Below are 17,829 nucleotides of genomic sequence, written 5' to 3' on the forward strand. Positions count from 1 at the left end.
CGGAGCAGATGTGAGCGACACGCTTGCCTTCGGGGCAAGAGAAAGGTGTGCAATCAGCTGCAAAACGCTGTGTGCAGTGTAGCCTGCCTTGAGTGGTTATGGTGGATAGGGTATCCGCCCGCGGTTTCCCGGCCAGGAACGCCGCGGGAATTGACGCTTGAAACCATGGCTGCAAAAGAGGCTAAGAATCGTGTTGCCTGCAGTGGAAATCACCTAGGCTGTTCCCAAAGAGGCAGACGGAGGATTGCAGTACGGACTCAGTGGCAATTCGGTCCCGGTGATGGCAACATCCCGGCACGGACTTTAATGGGAAACCCCCACGACGGCGACGCGTGGCAGTCCGCGGGGAAATCCAACCGAACCTCAAGCCGTAAGATTTACTCCGCCTGCCGCCACTTTTTTTATTACAGAAAGCGCCTCGTATAGGCGTATTATTCTTATAAAGGAGCTTATATCCTTGGACGCATCCGACAGACAGAAGAAAAAGCCATCCCCGCAACCCAAAGCCCGGCTGGTCAACGTTCGCTGGGTGGTCACCATCATGACGGTCAGCCTGCTGCTTTCCATGACGATGTCCTACGCTTCCAACGAAGCGCTGAACAATGCAAATACGGCTACGTCGTTTATCGTCCTGTTTTTGTTTATTGCCTTTGGCATTATGTTCGATATGATTGGTGTAGCGGCGACCTCAGCGACGGAAAAGGAGTTTCACTCCATGGCGGCGCGCAAGGTCAAAGGCGCAAAAGAGGCAGTGTGGATGACGCGGAACGCGGAAAAGGTATCGAGCATCTGCAACGATGTAATCGGCGATATTGCAGGCATTATTTCGGGTGCTACTGGCGCGCTGATTGTTGCCGCGCTTACAGCGGGAAAAGGCGCGGGTGAAGCGGTTGTTGTCTCACTCTTGATTACCGGCATGATTTCTGCCATGACGATCGGCGGCAAGGCTGCCGGCAAGGGGATTGCGATCGCATACAGCGGCAAGGTGCTGTCGATCTGCGGTCGGGTGCTGTCGGTGCTGCCCGTTTCCTTTGAAAAAAAGAAATAAAATGCACCTCCATCCAAAGGAGGAACCATGAACAAACGGTATGGAATTTTAGATAATATAACCAGTCCCGCCGATCTGCGTGATCTGTCGTACGATTCGCTGGCTGCGCTTTGCGGCGCGCTGCGTGAGTTTATCGTAGACCATGTTTCGCAGACGGGGGGACATTTGGCGTCTAATCTCGGTGTTGTTGAGTTGGCAGTCGCGCTGGAGCGTGAATTTGATTCGGCGAAAGATCGCATCATTTACGATGTCGGGCATCAGAGCTATGTGCATAAAATATTGACTGGCCGCAAAGACCGCTTCGATACACTGCGGCAATATGGCGGGCTGTCCGGCTTCATGAAGCCAGAGGAAAGCATCACCGACCCCTGCATCACAGGACATGCGTCCGGATCGGTTTCTGTCGCGCTTGGCATGGCGCATGCACGCACGCTGAAAAATCAGAAATACCATGTGGTCGCGGTGATTGGAGACGGCGCGCTGACCGGCGGCATGGCATACGAAGCGCTCAATAGCGTGGGCACGAGCGGTGAACCGCTGCTCGTCGTGCTCAATGATAATAATATGTCGATTGCACAAAATGTCGGGGGCATGAGCCGGCATTTGTCGCGGCTGCGCGTCAATCCGGGTTATCTGCGCGCCAAAACCAATGTCAAAGCTGTGCTGGCCAAGATTCCAGGCGGCAAAAGCCTGATCCAAGCAGTATCGCGGTTTAAGACGCGAATGAAACGGCTGTTATTGCCGACTTCATTGTTTGAGCAGATGGGGCTTGCTTATCTGGGGCCGGTCGATGGGCACGACCTAAAATCCGTGTGCGAATTGCTTGCACAGGCAAAGAAAATGAAAAAACCCGTGTTGCTGCACGTGATGACGCGCAAGGGGAAAGGTTATGGACCGTCGGAATCCGATCCCGAGCGCTTTCACGGGATCTCGCAGTTCAATGCGGCCACGGGAAAGAGCGCCGGGCAGAGCGCGGAAGATTTCTCGGCTTGCTTTGGAGCGGAGCTTTGCGCGCTCGCGGAAAAGGACAGCCGAATCTGTGCTGTGACCGCAGCCATGCCGTCGGGCACCGGGCTTTCACACTTTGCGGAAGCGCATCCAGACCGCTTTTTTGATGTCGGCATTGCAGAGGAGCACGCACTTGCTATGGCGGCCGGCATGGCAAAACAGGGGCTTGTCCCGGTCGTGGCTATGTATTCCACGTTTTTACAGCGGGCGTATGACCAGCTGATCCACGATGTCGCGATTGACGGGGGCATCCATTTGGTACTGGCAATCGACCGTGCGGGCATTGTCGGCGCGGACGGAGCGACGCATAACGGCGTGTTCGACGTAGGCTTTATCCGGCAGATACCGGGCTTTAAACTCTATGCGCCGTCCAATTTTGCGGAACTGCGCACCATGCTCAGCCAAGCCGTTTACCGTGACAGCGGCCCGATTGCCATCCGGTATCCGCGCGGCGGACAGGCTGTGTTTTCGGGCAACACGGCGGGCGAGGCCTGTGTATGCGTGTGTAAGGGCGGCGATGCGGTTATTGCCACTTACGGAGCTTTAGTCGATCAGGCGTTGCGCGCTGCTGAAATATTAGCGGAAAAAGGCGTGCAGGCCGCGGTTTATAAATGGAATGATTTGACCGCACCTATGGAGGAGAAACTGCTGCAGGCGGCGGCTCGGGCGCGCGCGGTTCTCGTTGCCGAGGATGTTGTGCAACGCGGCGGCATGGGCGAGGCGCTTGCCGCTGCGCTGGCAGAGCAGGGATTGACAACGGCGAAACTGCGTTTATGCAATACGGGAGACCGCTTTCTGACTCATGGAAGTGTGGACGAGTTGTACCGCGAATGCGGGCTGGATGCGGACGGTTTAGCAAAGACGGTCGGGGAGGCAATGGGGATTTGAGCAAACAACGTTTGGATGTCGTGCTGTTCGAGCGTGGGCTGACGCCCTCGCGTGAGCGGGCCAAAACAACGATTATGGCTGGACTGGTGTATGTCAATGGCCAAAAAGCCGATAAAGCCGGCATGACGGTCCCGGAGGACGCAGAAATCGAAGTGCGGGATATGGGCAAGGCGTTTGTATCGCGCGGCGGACATAAAATTGAGAAAGCGCTCGACTATTTTGCCATTGATCCGGCCGGTTTGGTGGTCATGGACGTGGGCGCTTCGACAGGCGGTTTTACCGACTGCCTGCTGCGCCGCGGCGCGATCAAGGTCTATTCGATCGATGTGGGCTATGGGCAGCTTGCTTGGAGCCTCCGGCAGGACCCGCGCGTCGTCTGCATGGAGCGCACCAATATTCGGTATGTTACGCCGGAACAACTGGAGGAGACGCCGTCCCTGTGCGTGATCGACGTATCGTTTATTTCGCTGAAGCTGGTGCTGCCTGTTATAGCGGAACTGCTGACGGATGACGGCTGCGTTGCATGCTTGATCAAGCCGCAGTTTGAAGCGGGAAAAGGCAAGGTCGGCAAAAAAGGCGTGGTGCGCGAACCCGAAATCCATACTGAGGTGCTGGAAGCCTTTCTTCAGAATGCGCATGACGCAGGCTTTGCAGTAAAGGATATTACGTATTCCCCTATTAAAGGGCCAGAAGGGAATATTGAGTTTTTAGGTTATCTGACCAAATTGGGGAGCGACGCTGTACTCGATTTGACCGAAATCGTGCGGCAAGCACATAAGGAATTGGACGATTGATGCGTATGAAAAACTTTTTCATCTATCCCAACACCCGCAAGGAGGGCGTGCGGGAAGTGCTGCCCGAGATCTGCGCGCTGCTGCGAGCGCACGGTGCACGGCTGACGCTGCCGATGCAGTCGCGCGGCTTTGGCGTGCAGGAGGGTGCTGACTATATGGAAACCGACGAAGCGGTTCGCGTGGCGGACGCGGCAGTCGTTTTGGGCGGCGATGGCACGATGTTGCGCATCGCACGGGCGGCTGCACAACAGGAACTGCCGCTGCTCGGCATCAATTTGGGGCACGTCGGGTTTATGACCGAACTCGAACGCGACGAATTGGGGCAGATGGAAAAGCTTTTTACCGGGGAATATGTGCTGGACAGCCGCATGATGCTGCATGTAAAGATTTTGCGCGCTGGACGCGTCGTTTATGAAAACGATGCGCTGAATGATATTGTGGTGGCAAAGGGCACGGCGTTTCGGGTCGTATGCGTGAATATCGAGGCCGACGGCGAGCCGGTGACGGCTTTTAACGGCGACGGCGTGATAGTTTCCACCCCTACGGGGACGACGGCATACGCGCTTTCTGCAGGTGGGCCGATCATTGAGCCGAGCGCGGAAAACATGGCGGTCACGCCGATCTGCGCACATGCGCTGCAGGCAAAGTCATTTGTTTTTGGACCTGGACGGCATATCACGCTGGCCGCATCGTGCGAGGGGGGCAGCGAGGTTTTTGTTTCGTCGGACGGGGGACAGGGCTTTGCGATCCGGCCGGACGACCGGGTCGAGATTACGCGTTCCGGGCTGGTCAGCAGGTTGATCCGTCTGAAAGGCAATAGTTTTTATACGATCTTGCATCAGAAGCTATAACGGGAGGGCGCACAATGAAATTTCAGCGGCAGGCTAAAATTCTGGAATTGATCGATCGATTCGAGATCGAAACGCAGGAGGATTTGACCGATCATCTGCGTGCGCTGGGCTATACCACTACACAAGCGACTGTTTCGCGCGATATCAAGGAGCTGCGCCTGATCAAAACCATGTCCGAGCAAACAGGCAAGTATAAATATGCGGCCGCCGCCGCGGGTGCGGCGGATAGCTTTACCACGCGCCTGCGAAACATCTTTCGCGAATGTGTGACCGATATCCAGGCAGCGCAGAACATGGTGGTCATCAAGACGCTGCCCGGACTTGGGCAGGCGGCTGCTATGGCGATTGATGCGATGCGCGCCCCGGAGGTTATCGGCACACTGGGCGGCGACGATACGGTTTTTGCTGTGATGAAAGATAATGAAAGCGCGGCGCAGTTCTGCAAAGCGGCGCGCGACATTTTGAAGTAATAGGGCGAAAGGGGAGACTGGGCGGTGCTGGAACTGCTTCACATTGAAAATATCGCGGTGATCGAGCAGGCCGACATCGAACTGGAGCCGGGGCTGACGGTTATGAGCGGTGAGACCGGCGCGGGTAAGTCGATCGTCATTGATGCGATCGGGGCGATTTTGGGGCGCCGCGTCAGCCGTGATTTGATCCGTTCCGGGTCGGAAAAGGGTTTTGTCAGCGCGGTGTTCACAAGACTGTCTCCTGCGCTGTCAGCGGAGTTGGAATCTCTGGAATTGACCGGTGATGAACCCGATACACTGCATATCCAACGGCAGATCACGGCAGATGGGAAAAGCACGTGCCGGGTCAATATGAAACCGGTGACGGCGGCGGTGCTAAAATCGCTTTCCCCCTATCTCATTGACATCCATGGTCAAAACGATGGGCAAAAACTTTTGGACGAACAGCACCACATCGACTATTTAGATGGCTTTGCACAAAATGAAGCGCTGCTGGCCGACTATCGGCCGCGGTATCAGGCGCTTCTTGCCCTTAAACGGGAAATTACCGCGCTGGAAACCGGCGAACAGGAACGGCTGCAGCGGATAGATATGCTGGCGTTTCACAAAGAGGAGATCGAACAGGCGGCGCTTCAGCCGGGAGAAGACGAAACACTGGCGCAGCGCAAAGCATTTTTTGATCATGCGAGCCGAATCGCGGGCGCGCTGGAAACGGCGCGGTTCGCCTTGACGGGAGACGATAACGCGGAGGGCGCCTGCACTTTATTGGAACGCGCTGCTGAAGCGCTGTCCGGCATCCATGAGGTGTCGAATGCTTTTGGGCAAGTGGCTGACCGGGCGCAGGAACTGCGCTATTTGGCAGCCGATTTGCGAGACAGCGTATCAGGACAGTGCGATAACCTGGATTTTTCGCAAGCGGAACGCGAACAGGTAGAACAGCAGCTTGATGAGATCTACCGCTTAAAGCAGAAATATGGCGCAACCATTGAAGAAATTCTGGCATATCATCAAAGCATCACGGCTGAACTGGAGTCCCTGCAAACGGCAGATACACGCCGGGATGCTTTGCGGGAACAATATAGGGTGCAGCTGGCAGAAGCTAAGCAGTCCGCCTCAAAGCTGACCGAAGCGCGCCGCTGCGCCGCGAAAAAGCTGGAGCAGCATATCATAAAAGAATTGGCCGATTTGGACATGGAAAAGGTGCGCATGCGGATAGCAGTGCATACGGGCACGAAACTGACGGTTTACGGGTTTGATACGGTTTCGTTTGAAATTTCAGTCAACCCTGGCGAACCGGAGAAGCCGCTGTCCAAAGTAGCATCGGGCGGTGAGCTGTCACGCATCATGCTTGCGCTCAAAAATGTCTTGACGGCTGGCGAAGATGTTGGTATGCTGATTTTTGACGAGATCGATACTGGCGTGAGCGGGCACGCGGCGCAGCAGATCGCGCACAAGCTTTCTGTGATTGGACAAAAAAAACAGACGCTTTGTGTTACACATCTGCCGCAGATCGCCGCGATGGGGGACCATCATTTGTTGATTTCCAAATCGGTGCACAATGGCCGTAGTTATACGGCGGTCAGTCCGATGGACAAGGCTACGCGGGTCGATGAGATTGCGCGCATGATATCGGGCGAACGAATCACGGATGCCTCACAAAATAATGCCGCTGAATTGCTGGAAGAAGCGAAGCGCTTTAAAACAGGGAAGAGTACGGTGGTAATTGACGAACGGCGCAAGGAGCGCGCACCGTGATAATAAATCTGTTTTTAAAATAGATTTAATATTAAGGAGATTTTAGATAATGGGACTGTTTCAGGAGTTAAAGGATCGTGGGTTGATCGCACAGGTCACCAATGAAGAAATGATTCGCGATATGATTGATCATGGCAAGGCGACCTTTTATATTGGTTTCGATCCGACCGCGGACAGCCTGCACGTCGGGCATTTTATGGCGCTTTGTCTGATGAAGCGCTTGCAGATGGCGGGTAACAAGCCGATCGCATTGATCGGCGGAGGAACGGGGATGGTTGGCGACCCGTCTGGGCGCACGGATATGCGTTCGATGATGACGCCAGAAATCATTCAGCACAACTGCGACTGCTTTAAAAAACAGATGGAACGCTTTATCGAATTTGGCGAGGGTAAGGCGCAGATGGTCAATAACGCGGATTGGCTCATGGATTTGAACTACGTTGAGCTTTTGCGCGAGGTCGGCGCATGCTTTTCTGTGAACAATATGCTGCGCGCAGAGTGCTATAAGCAGCGTATGGAAAAAGGGCTTAGTTTTCTGGAATTCAATTATATGATTATGCAGTCGTATGACTTTTACTATCTGTTCCAGCATTATGGATGCAACATGCAGTTTGGCGGAAACGATCAGTGGAGCAATATGCTGGGCGGCACTGAACTGATCCGCCGCAAGCTGGGCAAGGATGCGCACGCGATGACCATTACGTTGCTGCTCAACTCGGAAGGCAAGAAGATGGGGAAAACGGCCGCCGGCGCGGTATGGCTCGACCCCAATAAAACTTCTCCATATGATTTCTTCCAGTATTGGCGTAATGTAGACGATGCAGACGTACTGAAGTGCATCCGTATGCTGACTTTTCTACCAATGGACCAGATCCGAGATATGGACAATTGGGAAGGTGCGCAGCTGAACCGGGCAAAAGAAATACTGGCTTATGAGCTGACGGAACTTGTTCACGGCAAAGAAGAAGCTGATAAGGCGATGGATGCGGCAAAGAGTATTTTTGTTGGCGGTGTATCAAGCGAGAATATGCCAACGACCCAATTGGAAGATGAAGAATTTTCCAATAATCAAATTGGCGTTCTGACGCTTTTGGTAAAGTGCGGCTTGGCGGGCTCCAATGGTGAAGCACGCAAGCTGGTGCTCGGCGGCGGTGTGTCGTTAAATAATGAAAAGGTAAGCGATCCAAAACAAATGCTTGACAAGAGTACATTTATGGATGAATGTATTATAAAAAAAGGTAAGAAGACGTTTCACAAAGTAACTTTGTGATAACGAAAAGGAACGCCCCTTTCGTTAGGGGCGTTCCTTTAGCTTTTTATAAAATTTCGCACCCTATTCGCACCCGGATTGTAGGGAGCGTAGATCTTTAAACATAATTGTTGTTAAACAAATAAAAAAGACTTAAAACACGTTAAAAACGTAATTTTAAGCCTTTTTTGAGTTGGTCCGAGTGACAGGACTTGAACCTGCGGCCTCTTGACCCCCAGTCAAGCACGCTACCAACTGCGCTACACCCGGATATTTGGTAATCTTCAAAAACCTTGCCTAATTAGGATACCAAATCTATAACCAGATGTCAAGATATTTTTCAGCATATTGGCATATGGAATACTATCAAATTATAAGATAAATGCAATAGTTGTTGAGCGGAAATATGTATAACAAGCAGGAGGAATGCAGCATGCAGGAGATCGGGCAAGTTTTCATTGATCAATGGATGCCGCGGCGTGATGCGGAAGCAAATAAAAACGATTTTGGCCGGGTATTGTGCGTCTGCGGCAGCGTGGGCTATACTGGCGCGGCGTATTTTGCGGCTATGGGAGCGGTACGGATGGGAAGCGGCGTGGTCACGCTGGCAACGCCGAAAAGGGTTTGGCCGGTACTCGCAGCAAAGCTGAATGAGCCGGTCGTGCGGCCAATGCCGTGCGATGAGGAGGGACTGCTGTCGGAAGCTGCGATTCCAGAACTTTTGGTGCTCGCGGATAAAGCGGACGCGCTGCTGATCGGTTGCGGACTCGGGCGTTCGGAGCAAGTCACGAAAACCGTCCGTGCGCTTGTACAGCGCGCGCCGTGCCAAATCGTGCTGGATGCGGATGGCATAAATGCGCTGTCCGGGCATAAAAATAGTATCAGGCAAGCTGCAAAGCCAGTGATCCTGACGCCGCATGACGGTGAATTTGCGCGTCTATGCCCTGAGAAAGATCCAGTGGCATTTGCACAGGAGCAGCGGTGCATCGTGCTGCTCAAAGGGCATCGGACCTGCATCTATACACCTGACGGCGAAGTATACCGCAACCATTCCGGGAATCCGGGAATGGCTAAGGGCGGAAGCGGGGATGTACTGGCAGGCATGCTTGTATCGCTGTGCGGTCAAGGCGTTGAACCGGTGCGCGCGGCCTGCATTACCGCCTGGCTCCATGGAAAAGCGGGCGATCTCGCGGCAAACGAGCTGTCAGAATCCGGCATGACGCCGACGGATATGTTGGATCGCCTGCCGCGGCTCACGAAACTATACAACACAAGGGAGTGGTGATCTGAAAGCAAAATTTTGTGCGGCGTTGCTGGCGCTTACCGTGCTGTCGGGCTGCGGCACAGCCGCAGACAGTGAAAATGTCCGATCTTATTTCAGCGAAGTCACAGGTTTTGAAGCCCATGTTAAAATTTTATCCAATTTAGAAGATTCGGTACTGGAATATGAGCTGGACTACGTTTATAATAAGGAAGACAGCGATTCGTTCACTATTACCGCGCCCGAGACGCTGGCTGGGATCGGCGGCACGATCGCAGGCACCGGAAGCGGCCAATTTTCATTGCAATATGACGGCGCCCAGCTGGACGACGCTATGCCGCAGCGCACTGGGCTGACGCCGGCGGATAGCCTATTCTGCCTGCTCAGCGATTTGCGGAACGACGCGCCCGCCGGGCAGTGGACAGAGGACGTGGCGGGACAAACGCTGCTCGTGCTTCGCTATGAAAGCGAAGACGATCGCGGGAAGATCGCCAAACAGGTGTGGCTCACCGCGGATGGCAGACAGCCCGTCTGCGCCGAGCTTTACGCGGATAACCGATGCATTTTAACCATTCAGGTTATACGTTATCAGGAAAAAACATAAAAAAACGGGGATGAAAAAGAATATGCAGGATATGCAGCGCCACCGTGCGTGGACGGAAATCAGTCTGCGCGCCATTGAACATAATTACCGGGAAATCTGTCGGCAAAGCAAAGCGCCCGTGCTGTGCGTGGTCAAGGCGGATGCCTATGGCCACGGCGCAGTGCGTGTCGCGCAGCGGCTACAAGAACTTGGAGCGCCGTATTTTGCGGCCGCAACCGTACCCGAAGCCGTGGAACTTCGGGAGCATGGCATCCGCGCGCCGATCATGATCCTGGGATATGTACACGAAGCGGATATGGTGGACATCGCGCGGTACCACATCGCCGCACCCGTTTATGACTGCGAGACGGCAAAACTGCTCTCCGCCGCGGCAGAACGCGCAGGAATCCCGATCACGGTGCACTATAAGCTCGATACCGGAATGACACGCTTGGGTTTCCCATCTTGGGAGAAAGAGCGTACCGTATCGGATGTTTTGGCGTGCAGCCGTTTACCGGGGCTGAAAAGCGAGGGCATTTTTACGCATTTCGCGGATGCAGACACGCTGACCGGCGGAGACTATACGGCGCTGCAATACCGCCGCTTCTACAGCGTATGCGAAGCGTTAAAGGCTGCCGGACTCGATCTGCCGCTGCGCCACTGTGCGAACAGCGGCGCGATCCAGCAATATGAAAGCATGCATGGCACCATGACACGCGCCGGTATCATCCTATATGGCTACCGGCCCGACCCGGCTGTTCAGCCCGTGCTCGATCTTCGTCCGGCGATGACGGTAAAAGCACGTGTGGTGCAGGTGCGCGATATACCGGCACAAACGGCGGTCAGCTATGGGAGGACATTTGAGACACAGGAAGCAACGCGCGTCGCCGTACTGGCAATCGGGTATGCGGACGGTTTTTTACGGACAGGCTCGGGAAAAGCACAGGTGCTGCTGGGCGGCGTGCGTGCGCCGGTTCTGGGGCGCATCTGCATGGACATGTGCATGGCACGGATCCCGGATGGCGTTGTGATCCACCGCGGCGACGTAGCGACGGTTTTTGGAGCGGAATCCCTGACAGCTGATGACGTGGCGGATTCAGCCGGAACAATCTCCTATGAGGTGCTTTGCGCCATGCGGCAGAGAATGCCGCGGATTTACGTGGATTGACAAACTGACGTACGGCCACATAAGATGAAGCGGAAAGGCATCGCTTTTCCGCCACAGTTTTTTTCGTGCAGCCGCGTTATAATTTTACGGCACACGGGAAAAATAGGTTTGCAGCGAAATGCCGCAAATCTATTTCATCGGAGTGTGAACCAAGTGGATAGCAGCATAAAACGAGGAGACATTTATTATGCCGACCTCAGTCCTGTGGTCGGCAGCGAGCAAGGTGGCGTCCGTCCGGTACTTATTGTCCAGAACAACGTGGGCAATCGCTATAGTCCGACGGTGATTGCCGCCGCGATCACGTCGCAGGTCAACAAGGCCAAAATGCCGACGCATATTACGCTTGGCGCGCCCAACTACGGCTTGACCAAGGATTCCATCATTCTGGCCGAGCAGATCCGTACGCTGGACAAGAGGCGCCTGCGTGAGAAAATGGGCACGCTTGACGAGAACGCAATGCGGAATGTCGACGAAGCGCTGGCCGTTAGCTTCGGTCTTGGCGCGGTGCAGGGCTGACAGTCATACTTGCATAACGAAGCGCGTATCCTATCAACAAGGATACGCGCTTTTTGATGGGAGGGGACGGACATGCGGGCATCGGTATGGTCGGAGGGGCAAGAGGCTGGCAATCTGGAATGGGAGCCGGATGCGTATGGCGTTCAGGTTTCTCTCGACTGTGTGCTGCCCTCCGACCCCCGAATTTTGCTGCGCTGCTATGGCCGCACAGATGGGGAACCGCTGCTGATCGGTCTGCCCGAACCTCAGAACGGCCGATTGCGGCTGAAGCGCCATCTTTCTCGTGAAACGCTGAAAGCGGCAGGCTGTCTGCATGCGCCGCCAAGGGAATTCTACCTGTCGGATGGAACAGCGCCTCCGGCGCGGAAAGCAGGGATGGAAAAAACCGTCCCAGCGCCTGAAACGTCTGTAGAACAGCGGGTTCAGACAGGCGACGAAGTGCTGGATATACTGCTGCGTACGGACGGTGTGCAGGTTGAGCAAACCGCAGACGGTTTTATATTATGCTGCCAATTTGTACGTGATACGTCATTCGCTTTGGCACCGGTTTTTGCACTATGCGAAGTGAACGACGGTATAGCAACCTTACATTGGCGTAAATAAAAAAGGCGCTGCATTACAGCGCCCTTTTAAAATCATTTTACAATTTTTTTGGCTTCCATGTAGTAGCGTTTTTCATGCGCTTCTCCCATGGAAAATGTTTTACGTGGCAGAACACCGTCAAAAATAACACCACGGAACAGATCATTTTTGGAAATATCGGGCAGGAAGAAGCCCATATTGCCCGGCTTGCTTCCAAGATCACGGGTTACATCCTCGCCATGGATGTAGTCAATTTTCACATCCTTACGGCTTTCCATATAGTCGTCTAGGAAAGCCTGAAGCGTGGCTAGCGGAATTGCCCACTTGGGATTTTTTACACTGAGCACACCACCGCTGTTTTCTGTACAGAATGGGAACACGTGATCGCCGCTGGCATCAAGCGAGGCTTCACAGCCCTGCGCTTTATAAAACGCAAGGGCGGCGTTCAGCAAGTCGTCCGCGTCCACGCCGAACATAATGCGATGGATTGGCTCGATAATGAGACTTTCATCATGGATGTTGACGACTTCGACCAGAGCAAAGCGGGCAGGATGATCGGCTTGTTCGGCTTCGGACAGGCCTTGTTTAATATCTTCCCAATAAGCCTTGGCGGTCGCCATAGAGTGATTGCCGTCGCCAACTGCATAGGGAAGCAACGCTTGCTCATCGGTGCAGCCGTATTTTCTGTTGAATGTTTTGCGCTCGGAAAGCGCTTCGAGTTTGCACTCGATGAGATCGGTCTCTGCGCCCTGCGGAATGAACCAGCCCTGAATACTCCCACCGTTTTGCATCAGACCAGTGTGATAGACTTGCTCAAACGAAGAAACGCGGTCAAACAGCGGCTCGATCACCGTGCGATCCGGGTCGTCGATCAGGATCATGATATGAGGCAGCTCGAGTGAGGCGCCCTGGCGCACCTTGAGGCGCGGCGGGATACGTTCAACGACGGTTTTTTCCGTCGGGCGGATTAGGGACTGCGAACCGGCTTTGTATTCATACGCTTCCAGATCAAGCGCGAGCACCAAGCCGCGGCGGGGACAGCTGCCGCCGGAAAAACGTTCGGTCAGCATCATACCGGCAGGAAGCTCCTCCAGCGTTCCATCCGTCAAATATTGGCGCATGGTTTCGTGGATCTTTGCGGTGCGGGTCCCCACATTGCTGTCCTCAAGATAGACTTCGGGCAAAGTCAGGCGCAGTGTGGAGGGCGCGCTCCCGACGATCCGGTCGGTTTCGGCCCAGTAGTCGGGCTGCGAGGTGTATTGATCGCAGGCAATTACCGCCCATTTGGAAAGGTCTGTTCCTTTTTTGGGCATCATGATATGGGGCACATGCGTGCATCGGTTGGACATCGTTGTCTTTCCTCCTCGAATGGTGTAGGATGGGTTAAGTATAACAGATATTTCAAAGGAGAGCACTTAAATTTTAATTTTTTGTGACCTTTTTGGGATCGCCTCGCTGCGGGGTTGACGGATGCGACAAGATACCGTACAATTGTATTATGATTTTTGTTCAACAGGAACAATGGGAGGAAATGAAGATATGTTGAAAATCAAGGCAATCGGCGTGTCGGAGGGCTTGGCTCACGCCAAGGCGCTGCTGATTCGTGAGGAGGATCTTACTGTCGTTAAGGACAGCATTACGGACGTTGAAGCAGAACAGCAGCGCGTGCTGGATGCGGTGGGAAAAGCGAAGCAGCAGATTAGCCTGCTGCGCGAGGAAGCGGAACGTACGATCGGCCCGGAGGAGGCCGAGATTTTTGATGCGCATTTGATGATGCTGGATGATCCGGACTTTGTCGAAGGCATGACAGGCATGATTGCGGAGGAAAAAGTCTGTGCAGAGTATGCTTGCTTCTGCAATTGTGAAAATTTTCAGCAGATGTTCCGGGCGATGGACGATGAATACATGCAGGCACGCGCGGCGGATATTGGGGATATCTCCAAACGTGTGCTCAAGAACCTGAAAGGCATAGCCGATAACGCAATCGATGCGATCACCGAGCCTTGCATCCTGATCGCCAATGATCTGACGCCGTCTGATACCGCACGTATTGGCAGCAAGCCTGTCGTGGGCTTTATCACCCGGATCGGTGGACGCACAAGCCATTCTGCAATCATGGCGCGTTCTATGGGCATTCCGGCGATCGCAGGCGCGGGCGATAAGGTAGATGATATTGCGGACGGCGACGAACTGTTGCTGGACGGCAGCGCCGGTGAGATCGTGGTTTCTCCGGATGAAGCAACGCTTACGGAGTTTGCGCATAAGCTTGAGAAAGCGGAAAAGCTTCGCGCAGTGTTGGAAACTTACCGGGACAGGGAAGGCGCGACCAAGGACGGCCGCCGCGTAGTAATCGAAGGGAATATCGGTACGCCGGGCGACGCCAAACGCGTTGCCGAACTGGGCGGTGAGGGTGTTGGCCTGTTTCGCTCGGAGTTCCTGTTTATGGATCGGGACGATTTACCGAGTGAGGAAGAGCAGTTTGAAGCCTATAAAAAAGCGTGTCAGGAGATGGCAGGCAAGCCGGTCATTATCCGGACGCTTGATATTGGCGGCGATAAGGAAGTACCCGCTCTCGGTTTGGAAAAAGAGCAAAACCCATTTTTGGGATACCGCGCAATTCGCATTTGTCTGAACCGAACGGATTTATTCCTAACGCAGCTTCGCGCACTGCTTCGCGCAGCCAAGTTTGGTGATTTGCGCATTATGTTCCCGATGATATCTTCGGTGGACGAGGTGCGAGCGGCCAAGCAGGTTCTGCAGCAGGCGAAAGACTTGCTGACAGCGGAAGGTGCAGAATTCGATCTGAACGTTAAGATCGGTATTATGGTCGAGATTCCGGTGGCGGCTGTGTGCGCCGATGTGCTGGCTAAAGAGGTTGATTTCTTCTCGATCGGTACGAACGACTTGATCCAATATTCCTGCGCGGTTGACCGTATCAACGAAAAAATATCGTACCTGTACCGCCCGCTGCATCCTGGGGTATTGCGGCTGATTCGTATGACGGCCAAGGCTGCCAACGAAAACCACATTGAGGTAGGTGTGTGCGGTGAGATGGCAGGAACGCCGGGCATGGCGCCCGTCTTGTGCGGCCTCGGCGTGACCAACCTTTCCATGTCTGCCTCTGCGATGCTGGGTGCGAAAGCCGAACTGGCTGAGGTGACATTTGAAGAGTGCCGTATGCTTGCTGAGCGGCTGTTGGATGCGCCAAGCGCGGCGGAGGCGGAGCAAATGGTAGCTGATTGGCGCAAATAAAACAATAATAGAAAAGCCTGGTTATCCAGGCTTTTCAGATAGGGAAAATGCGCTGTTTCCAGTTCTTTGATTGGAAACAGCGCATTTTCTATTCATTTGAGAAGATTAGCCCTGACCAGCAAGTTTCTGCTCGTAGGCTTCGATCATCTTCTTGACCATCTGGCCGCCGACAGAACCGGCCTGGCGGGAAGTCAGATCGCCGTTGTAGCCCTGCTTCAGGTTTACGCCAACCTCAGCAGCAGCCTCCATCTTGAAACGATCCATTGCAGCGCGAGCTTCGGGCACCATACCCTGATTGGAACCATTGTTCGTGTTAGCCATGATTTTTTCTCTCCTTTTTGTTTTATTGGGTTTCGCTGATAGTATTGTGTGCGTAAAAATCAGCGATATAACAAGTAATTCGTGCGTTTTGTGGGAAAAGTTTCACAAATCTATGCTTTTATCTGTAAAAAATGTGAATATGCTTGAATTCATAGTGACTTTGTGGTATAACAAATTTCAGGAGAGGTGCTTATGAAAATATCTACAAAGGGACGATACGCACTCCGGCTGATGATCGACCTGGCAGAACACGATACCGGCGGCTATGTGCCGCTTCGTGATATATCCAAGCGGCAGGAGATTTCAGCAAAATATTTGGAGCAAATCGTTGTTCAACTTTCGCGCGCGGGATTTGTACGCTCAACCCGCGGCGCGCAAGGCGGATACCAGCTTGCAAAACCGCCCAGTGAATATACGGTTGGGGACATCCTGCGCATCACAGAGGGTTCACTGGCTCCGGTTGCCTGTTTGGAACATGAACCTCTGGAATGCGTGCGCGCTGGAGAATGTGTCACATTGGAATTTTGGCGCGGCCTATATAAAGTAGTCAACAGCTATGTGGATAAGACAACACTTGAGGATCTCATAAACAGGGGACGTGCGCCGGACTTTTCAATTTAAATAAAAAACGGACGATTTCAATCGTCCGTTTTTTATTATGCGCGATGCAGGATTTTTTTTGCGCCATATAAAAGTTCTTTACCATTAAGCAAAAAAACGATGATAAACAGCAGTAACTGCCATAGAACCCAAAACGGAGGTTCGTTCAGCATCAGCAGGGTCTGCGCCGCGATCAACAGGACAGTCAGCGCGAGCCGGGGCACTTTCCAATGCACGGGCATAAAGCGTCGGCTATCAAGCGCGCGGTAGAAAAATAACAGCAGATAGCTGATTAGCGTTGCCAGCGCGGCGCCGTTGCCGCCCATTTTAGGAATGAGCAGCGCATTGAGCGTAATATTGACTGCCGCAGATAATGCGGTGGAAATAAAAGACGATACCGTCTTCTTTTCAAGGAGATACACGCTTTTTTGAAAGCTGGAAAGGCAATTGAAACCCGCGCCAAGCGCGAGAAGCGGAATAAAGGTCCATCCAATATAATAACTTGGAACGGCCAGCACTTTCATGGCAAGCTTGGCGCACATTACGCCGCCTGATACGATGATAAATACGATAGAACCATACATATTGCCGATGTTGGAGAAAAAGCGAATTTGTTCCTTGCGGGAGTTATCGTTTACCATGGAAAGCTGCCAAGCATCAATAAAAATCGAAGCAACAAGCGCGATAAGCGTCGGTACTCGGTAAGCGACCGAATATATGCCGCTGACCGCCGTGTCTTTCATCTGCGCGAGAAACATCTGATCGGAAAAGCCAATTACAAATACTAGGATCGCGTCAGGCACGAGCGGAAGGGAATAGGCCAGCATCCCACGCCATAAATGGAAGTTGGGTTTGCGGATCTTAAAATACTTCCAGAGTCCGGCAATCAGAAACAGGCAGACAGTCGAAAGTGCGTCCGCGCAGATGATTGAAAAAACATAGCCAAAGATATTCCATTCAAATACCTTCAGATACAAGATGTTTAGCAAAATGGTCATGAACGTGCGGAAAATACCATCAATTGCATAGAGCCGCACAAAGCCAAGCGCACGAATAAATTGGCTGCATACATTTTGTGTGCAGGACACCAGTACATATAGGTAAATCAGCCATGCATAGGGCAACAGCGAGCCGGTTGCACCGGCTGAGGTATTATAATGAACCAGATTAAGCGCAGGATGAAAAGGAAGCGCGATCAGAAATCCGCAAAGAACGGTCAGAAGGCCAATCGAAAAAACGTTCTGTTTGCTTTGAGCCCGTTCCAAACCGTATCGGATGACGGCCTGCCCGATGGAGAGAGAAACCACTGGATATAGGATGCTGGTGGTCTTAATAATAAGATCGGCCACGCCCATCTCGTCCGGTGTGAGGATGCCCGTATAAAAACGGAGCATTAAAATAACTAAGATTTTGGAGCTGAATGTGCCGATGGCAAAGATAAAAGTGTTGCTTAGCAGACGCTTGTATTGATTCATTTCTGCTC

At 53.2% G+C, this 17,829-nt stretch carries 17 protein-coding genes and 1 tRNA gene; 14 read left to right on the forward strand and 4 right to left on the reverse strand.

All coding sequences use genetic code 11. From position 1 onward, the window contains the following. Positions 1-457: 457 nt before the first annotated feature. From SO058_RS07585 to tyrS, 7 genes are read left to right on the forward strand one after another with little or no spacing between them, the layout of a single operon-like run. Positions 458-1,048 (forward strand): hypothetical protein, encoded by a 591-nt coding sequence (locus SO058_RS07585; RefSeq protein WP_320842386.1) that lies wholly within the window; start codon positions 458-460, stop codon positions 1,046-1,048. Positions 1,049-1,075: 27 nt separating this feature from the next. Further along, positions 1,076-2,944, forward strand: coding sequence for a 1-deoxy-D-xylulose-5-phosphate synthase (gene dxs, locus SO058_RS07590; RefSeq protein ID WP_320842387.1), 1,869 nt, complete (start codon positions 1,076-1,078; stop codon positions 2,942-2,944). After that, the gene (locus SO058_RS07595) at positions 2,941-3,738 is read left to right on the forward strand and encodes a TlyA family RNA methyltransferase (protein ID WP_320842388.1); all 798 of its coding nucleotides are present in this window, start codon (positions 2,941-2,943) and stop codon (positions 3,736-3,738) included. Before dxs ends, SO058_RS07595 begins: the two co-directional genes overlap by 4 nt. A 5-nt stretch (positions 3,739-3,743) precedes the next feature. Then, positions 3,744-4,589: an NAD(+)/NADH kinase gene (locus SO058_RS07600; protein WP_320842389.1), complete on the forward strand. Its 846-nt coding sequence runs from the start codon at positions 3,744-3,746 to the stop codon at positions 4,587-4,589. Positions 4,590-4,603: 14 nt separating this feature from the next. Further along, positions 4,604-5,059 (forward strand): arginine repressor, encoded by a 456-nt coding sequence (locus tag SO058_RS07605; RefSeq protein WP_320842390.1) that lies wholly within the window; start codon positions 4,604-4,606, stop codon positions 5,057-5,059. Positions 5,060-5,083: 24 nt separating this feature from the next. Continuing rightward, on the forward strand, positions 5,084-6,814 hold the full coding sequence (recN, locus tag SO058_RS07610) for a DNA repair protein RecN (RefSeq protein ID WP_320842391.1): 1,731 nt from the start codon (positions 5,084-5,086) through the stop codon (positions 6,812-6,814). Between the two features lie 49 nt (positions 6,815-6,863). Then, the gene (gene tyrS / locus SO058_RS07615; RefSeq protein WP_320842392.1) at positions 6,864-8,084 is read left to right on the forward strand and encodes a tyrosine--tRNA ligase; all 1,221 of its coding nucleotides are present in this window, start codon (positions 6,864-6,866) and stop codon (positions 8,082-8,084) included. Between the two features lie 173 nt (positions 8,085-8,257). On the opposite strand, the gene SO058_RS07620 is transcribed toward tyrS, so the two are convergent. Continuing rightward, positions 8,258-8,333 (reverse strand) — tRNA-Pro (locus tag SO058_RS07620). A 163-nt stretch (positions 8,334-8,496) separates the two neighbouring features. Between SO058_RS07620 and SO058_RS07625 the strand changes: the two genes are divergently transcribed. The 5 genes from SO058_RS07625 to SO058_RS07645 all read left to right on the forward strand — a co-directional run bounded on the left by SO058_RS07625 (position 8,497) and on the right by SO058_RS07645 (position 12,194). Next, on the forward strand, positions 8,497-9,348 hold the full coding sequence (locus SO058_RS07625; RefSeq protein WP_320842393.1) for an NAD(P)H-hydrate dehydratase: 852 nt from the start codon (positions 8,497-8,499) through the stop codon (positions 9,346-9,348). 25 nt (positions 9,349-9,373) lie between these two features. Then, positions 9,374-9,928 (forward strand): hypothetical protein, encoded by a 555-nt coding sequence (locus SO058_RS07630; RefSeq protein ID WP_320842394.1) that lies wholly within the window; start codon positions 9,374-9,376, stop codon positions 9,926-9,928. A gap of 22 nt (positions 9,929-9,950) precedes the next feature. Further along, positions 9,951-11,075, forward strand: a complete 1,125-nt coding sequence (gene alr, locus SO058_RS07635) for an alanine racemase (RefSeq protein ID WP_320842395.1) — start codon at positions 9,951-9,953, stop codon at positions 11,073-11,075. Positions 11,076-11,228: 153 nt separating this feature from the next. Next, complete coding sequence (locus tag SO058_RS07640) at positions 11,229-11,591, forward strand: type II toxin-antitoxin system PemK/MazF family toxin (RefSeq protein ID WP_320842396.1); 363 nt, start codon at positions 11,229-11,231, stop codon at positions 11,589-11,591. Between the two features lie 72 nt (positions 11,592-11,663). Then, on the forward strand, positions 11,664-12,194 hold the full coding sequence (locus SO058_RS07645; RefSeq protein ID WP_320842397.1) for a hypothetical protein: 531 nt from the start codon (positions 11,664-11,666) through the stop codon (positions 12,192-12,194). A gap of 32 nt (positions 12,195-12,226) precedes the next feature. Here the strand turns inward: SO058_RS07645 and SO058_RS07650 are convergent, their stop codons facing one another. Further along, positions 12,227-13,522, reverse strand: coding sequence for a DUF1015 domain-containing protein (locus tag SO058_RS07650; RefSeq protein ID WP_320842398.1), 1,296 nt, complete (start codon positions 13,520-13,522; stop codon positions 12,227-12,229). Positions 13,523-13,712: 190 nt separating this feature from the next. On the opposite strand from SO058_RS07650, the gene ptsP reads away from it, so the two are divergent. Continuing rightward, on the forward strand, positions 13,713-15,425 hold the full coding sequence (ptsP, locus tag SO058_RS07655) for a phosphoenolpyruvate--protein phosphotransferase (protein ID WP_320842399.1): 1,713 nt from the start codon (positions 13,713-13,715) through the stop codon (positions 15,423-15,425). A gap of 105 nt (positions 15,426-15,530) precedes the next feature. Here the strand turns inward: ptsP and SO058_RS07660 are convergent, their stop codons facing one another. Continuing rightward, a complete protein-coding gene (locus tag SO058_RS07660) occupies positions 15,531-15,746 on the reverse strand; it encodes an alpha/beta-type small acid-soluble spore protein (protein WP_280960500.1) in 216 nt (71 codons plus the stop codon). Positions 15,747-15,938: 192 nt separating this feature from the next. Here SO058_RS07660 and SO058_RS07665 point away from each other — a divergent pair, with 192 nt between their 5' ends. Continuing rightward, positions 15,939-16,367, forward strand: a complete 429-nt coding sequence (locus SO058_RS07665; protein WP_320842400.1) for an RrF2 family transcriptional regulator — start codon at positions 15,939-15,941, stop codon at positions 16,365-16,367. 35 nt (positions 16,368-16,402) lie between these two features. Here the strand turns inward: SO058_RS07665 and SO058_RS07670 are convergent, their stop codons facing one another. Next, a complete protein-coding gene (locus tag SO058_RS07670; protein WP_320842401.1) occupies positions 16,403-17,821 on the reverse strand; it encodes a lipopolysaccharide biosynthesis protein in 1,419 nt (472 codons plus the stop codon). Between the last annotated feature and the right edge of the window lie 8 nt (positions 17,822-17,829).

The sequence above is a fragment of the Agathobaculum sp. genome, assembly GCF_034098985.1.
In the GTDB taxonomy this organism is placed as follows: Bacteria; Bacillota; Clostridia; order Oscillospirales; family Butyricicoccaceae; genus Agathobaculum.

What these genes read in the sequence shown, in the direction of transcription:
- dxs (WP_320842387.1), top strand. Translation starts at nt 1,076, where the DNA reads ATGAACAAACGGTATGGAATTTTAGATAATATAACCAGTCCCGCCGAT.
- SO058_RS07600 (WP_320842389.1), top strand. Translation starts at nt 3,744, where the DNA reads ATGAAAAACTTTTTCATCTATCCCAACACCCGCAAGGAGGGCGTGCGG.
- SO058_RS07605 (WP_320842390.1), top strand. Translation starts at nt 4,604, where the DNA reads ATGAAATTTCAGCGGCAGGCTAAAATTCTGGAATTGATCGATCGATTC.
- tyrS (WP_320842392.1), top strand. Translation starts at nt 6,864, where the DNA reads ATGGGACTGTTTCAGGAGTTAAAGGATCGTGGGTTGATCGCACAGGTC.
- SO058_RS07625 (WP_320842393.1), top strand. Translation starts at nt 8,497, where the DNA reads ATGCAGGAGATCGGGCAAGTTTTCATTGATCAATGGATGCCGCGGCGT.
- alr (WP_320842395.1), top strand. Translation starts at nt 9,951, where the DNA reads ATGCAGGATATGCAGCGCCACCGTGCGTGGACGGAAATCAGTCTGCGC.
- SO058_RS07645 (WP_320842397.1), top strand. Translation starts at nt 11,664, where the DNA reads ATGCGGGCATCGGTATGGTCGGAGGGGCAAGAGGCTGGCAATCTGGAA.
- SO058_RS07650 (WP_320842398.1), bottom strand. Translation starts at nt 13,522, where the DNA reads ATGTCCAACCGATGCACGCATGTGCCCCATATCATGATGCCCAAAAAA.
- ptsP (WP_320842399.1), top strand. Translation starts at nt 13,713, where the DNA reads ATGTTGAAAATCAAGGCAATCGGCGTGTCGGAGGGCTTGGCTCACGCC.
- SO058_RS07660 (WP_280960500.1), bottom strand. Translation starts at nt 15,746, where the DNA reads ATGGCTAACACGAACAATGGTTCCAATCAGGGTATGGTGCCCGAAGCT.
- SO058_RS07665 (WP_320842400.1), top strand. Translation starts at nt 15,939, where the DNA reads ATGAAAATATCTACAAAGGGACGATACGCACTCCGGCTGATGATCGAC.
- SO058_RS07670 (WP_320842401.1), bottom strand. Translation starts at nt 17,821, where the DNA reads ATGAATCAATACAAGCGTCTGCTAAGCAACACTTTTATCTTTGCCATC.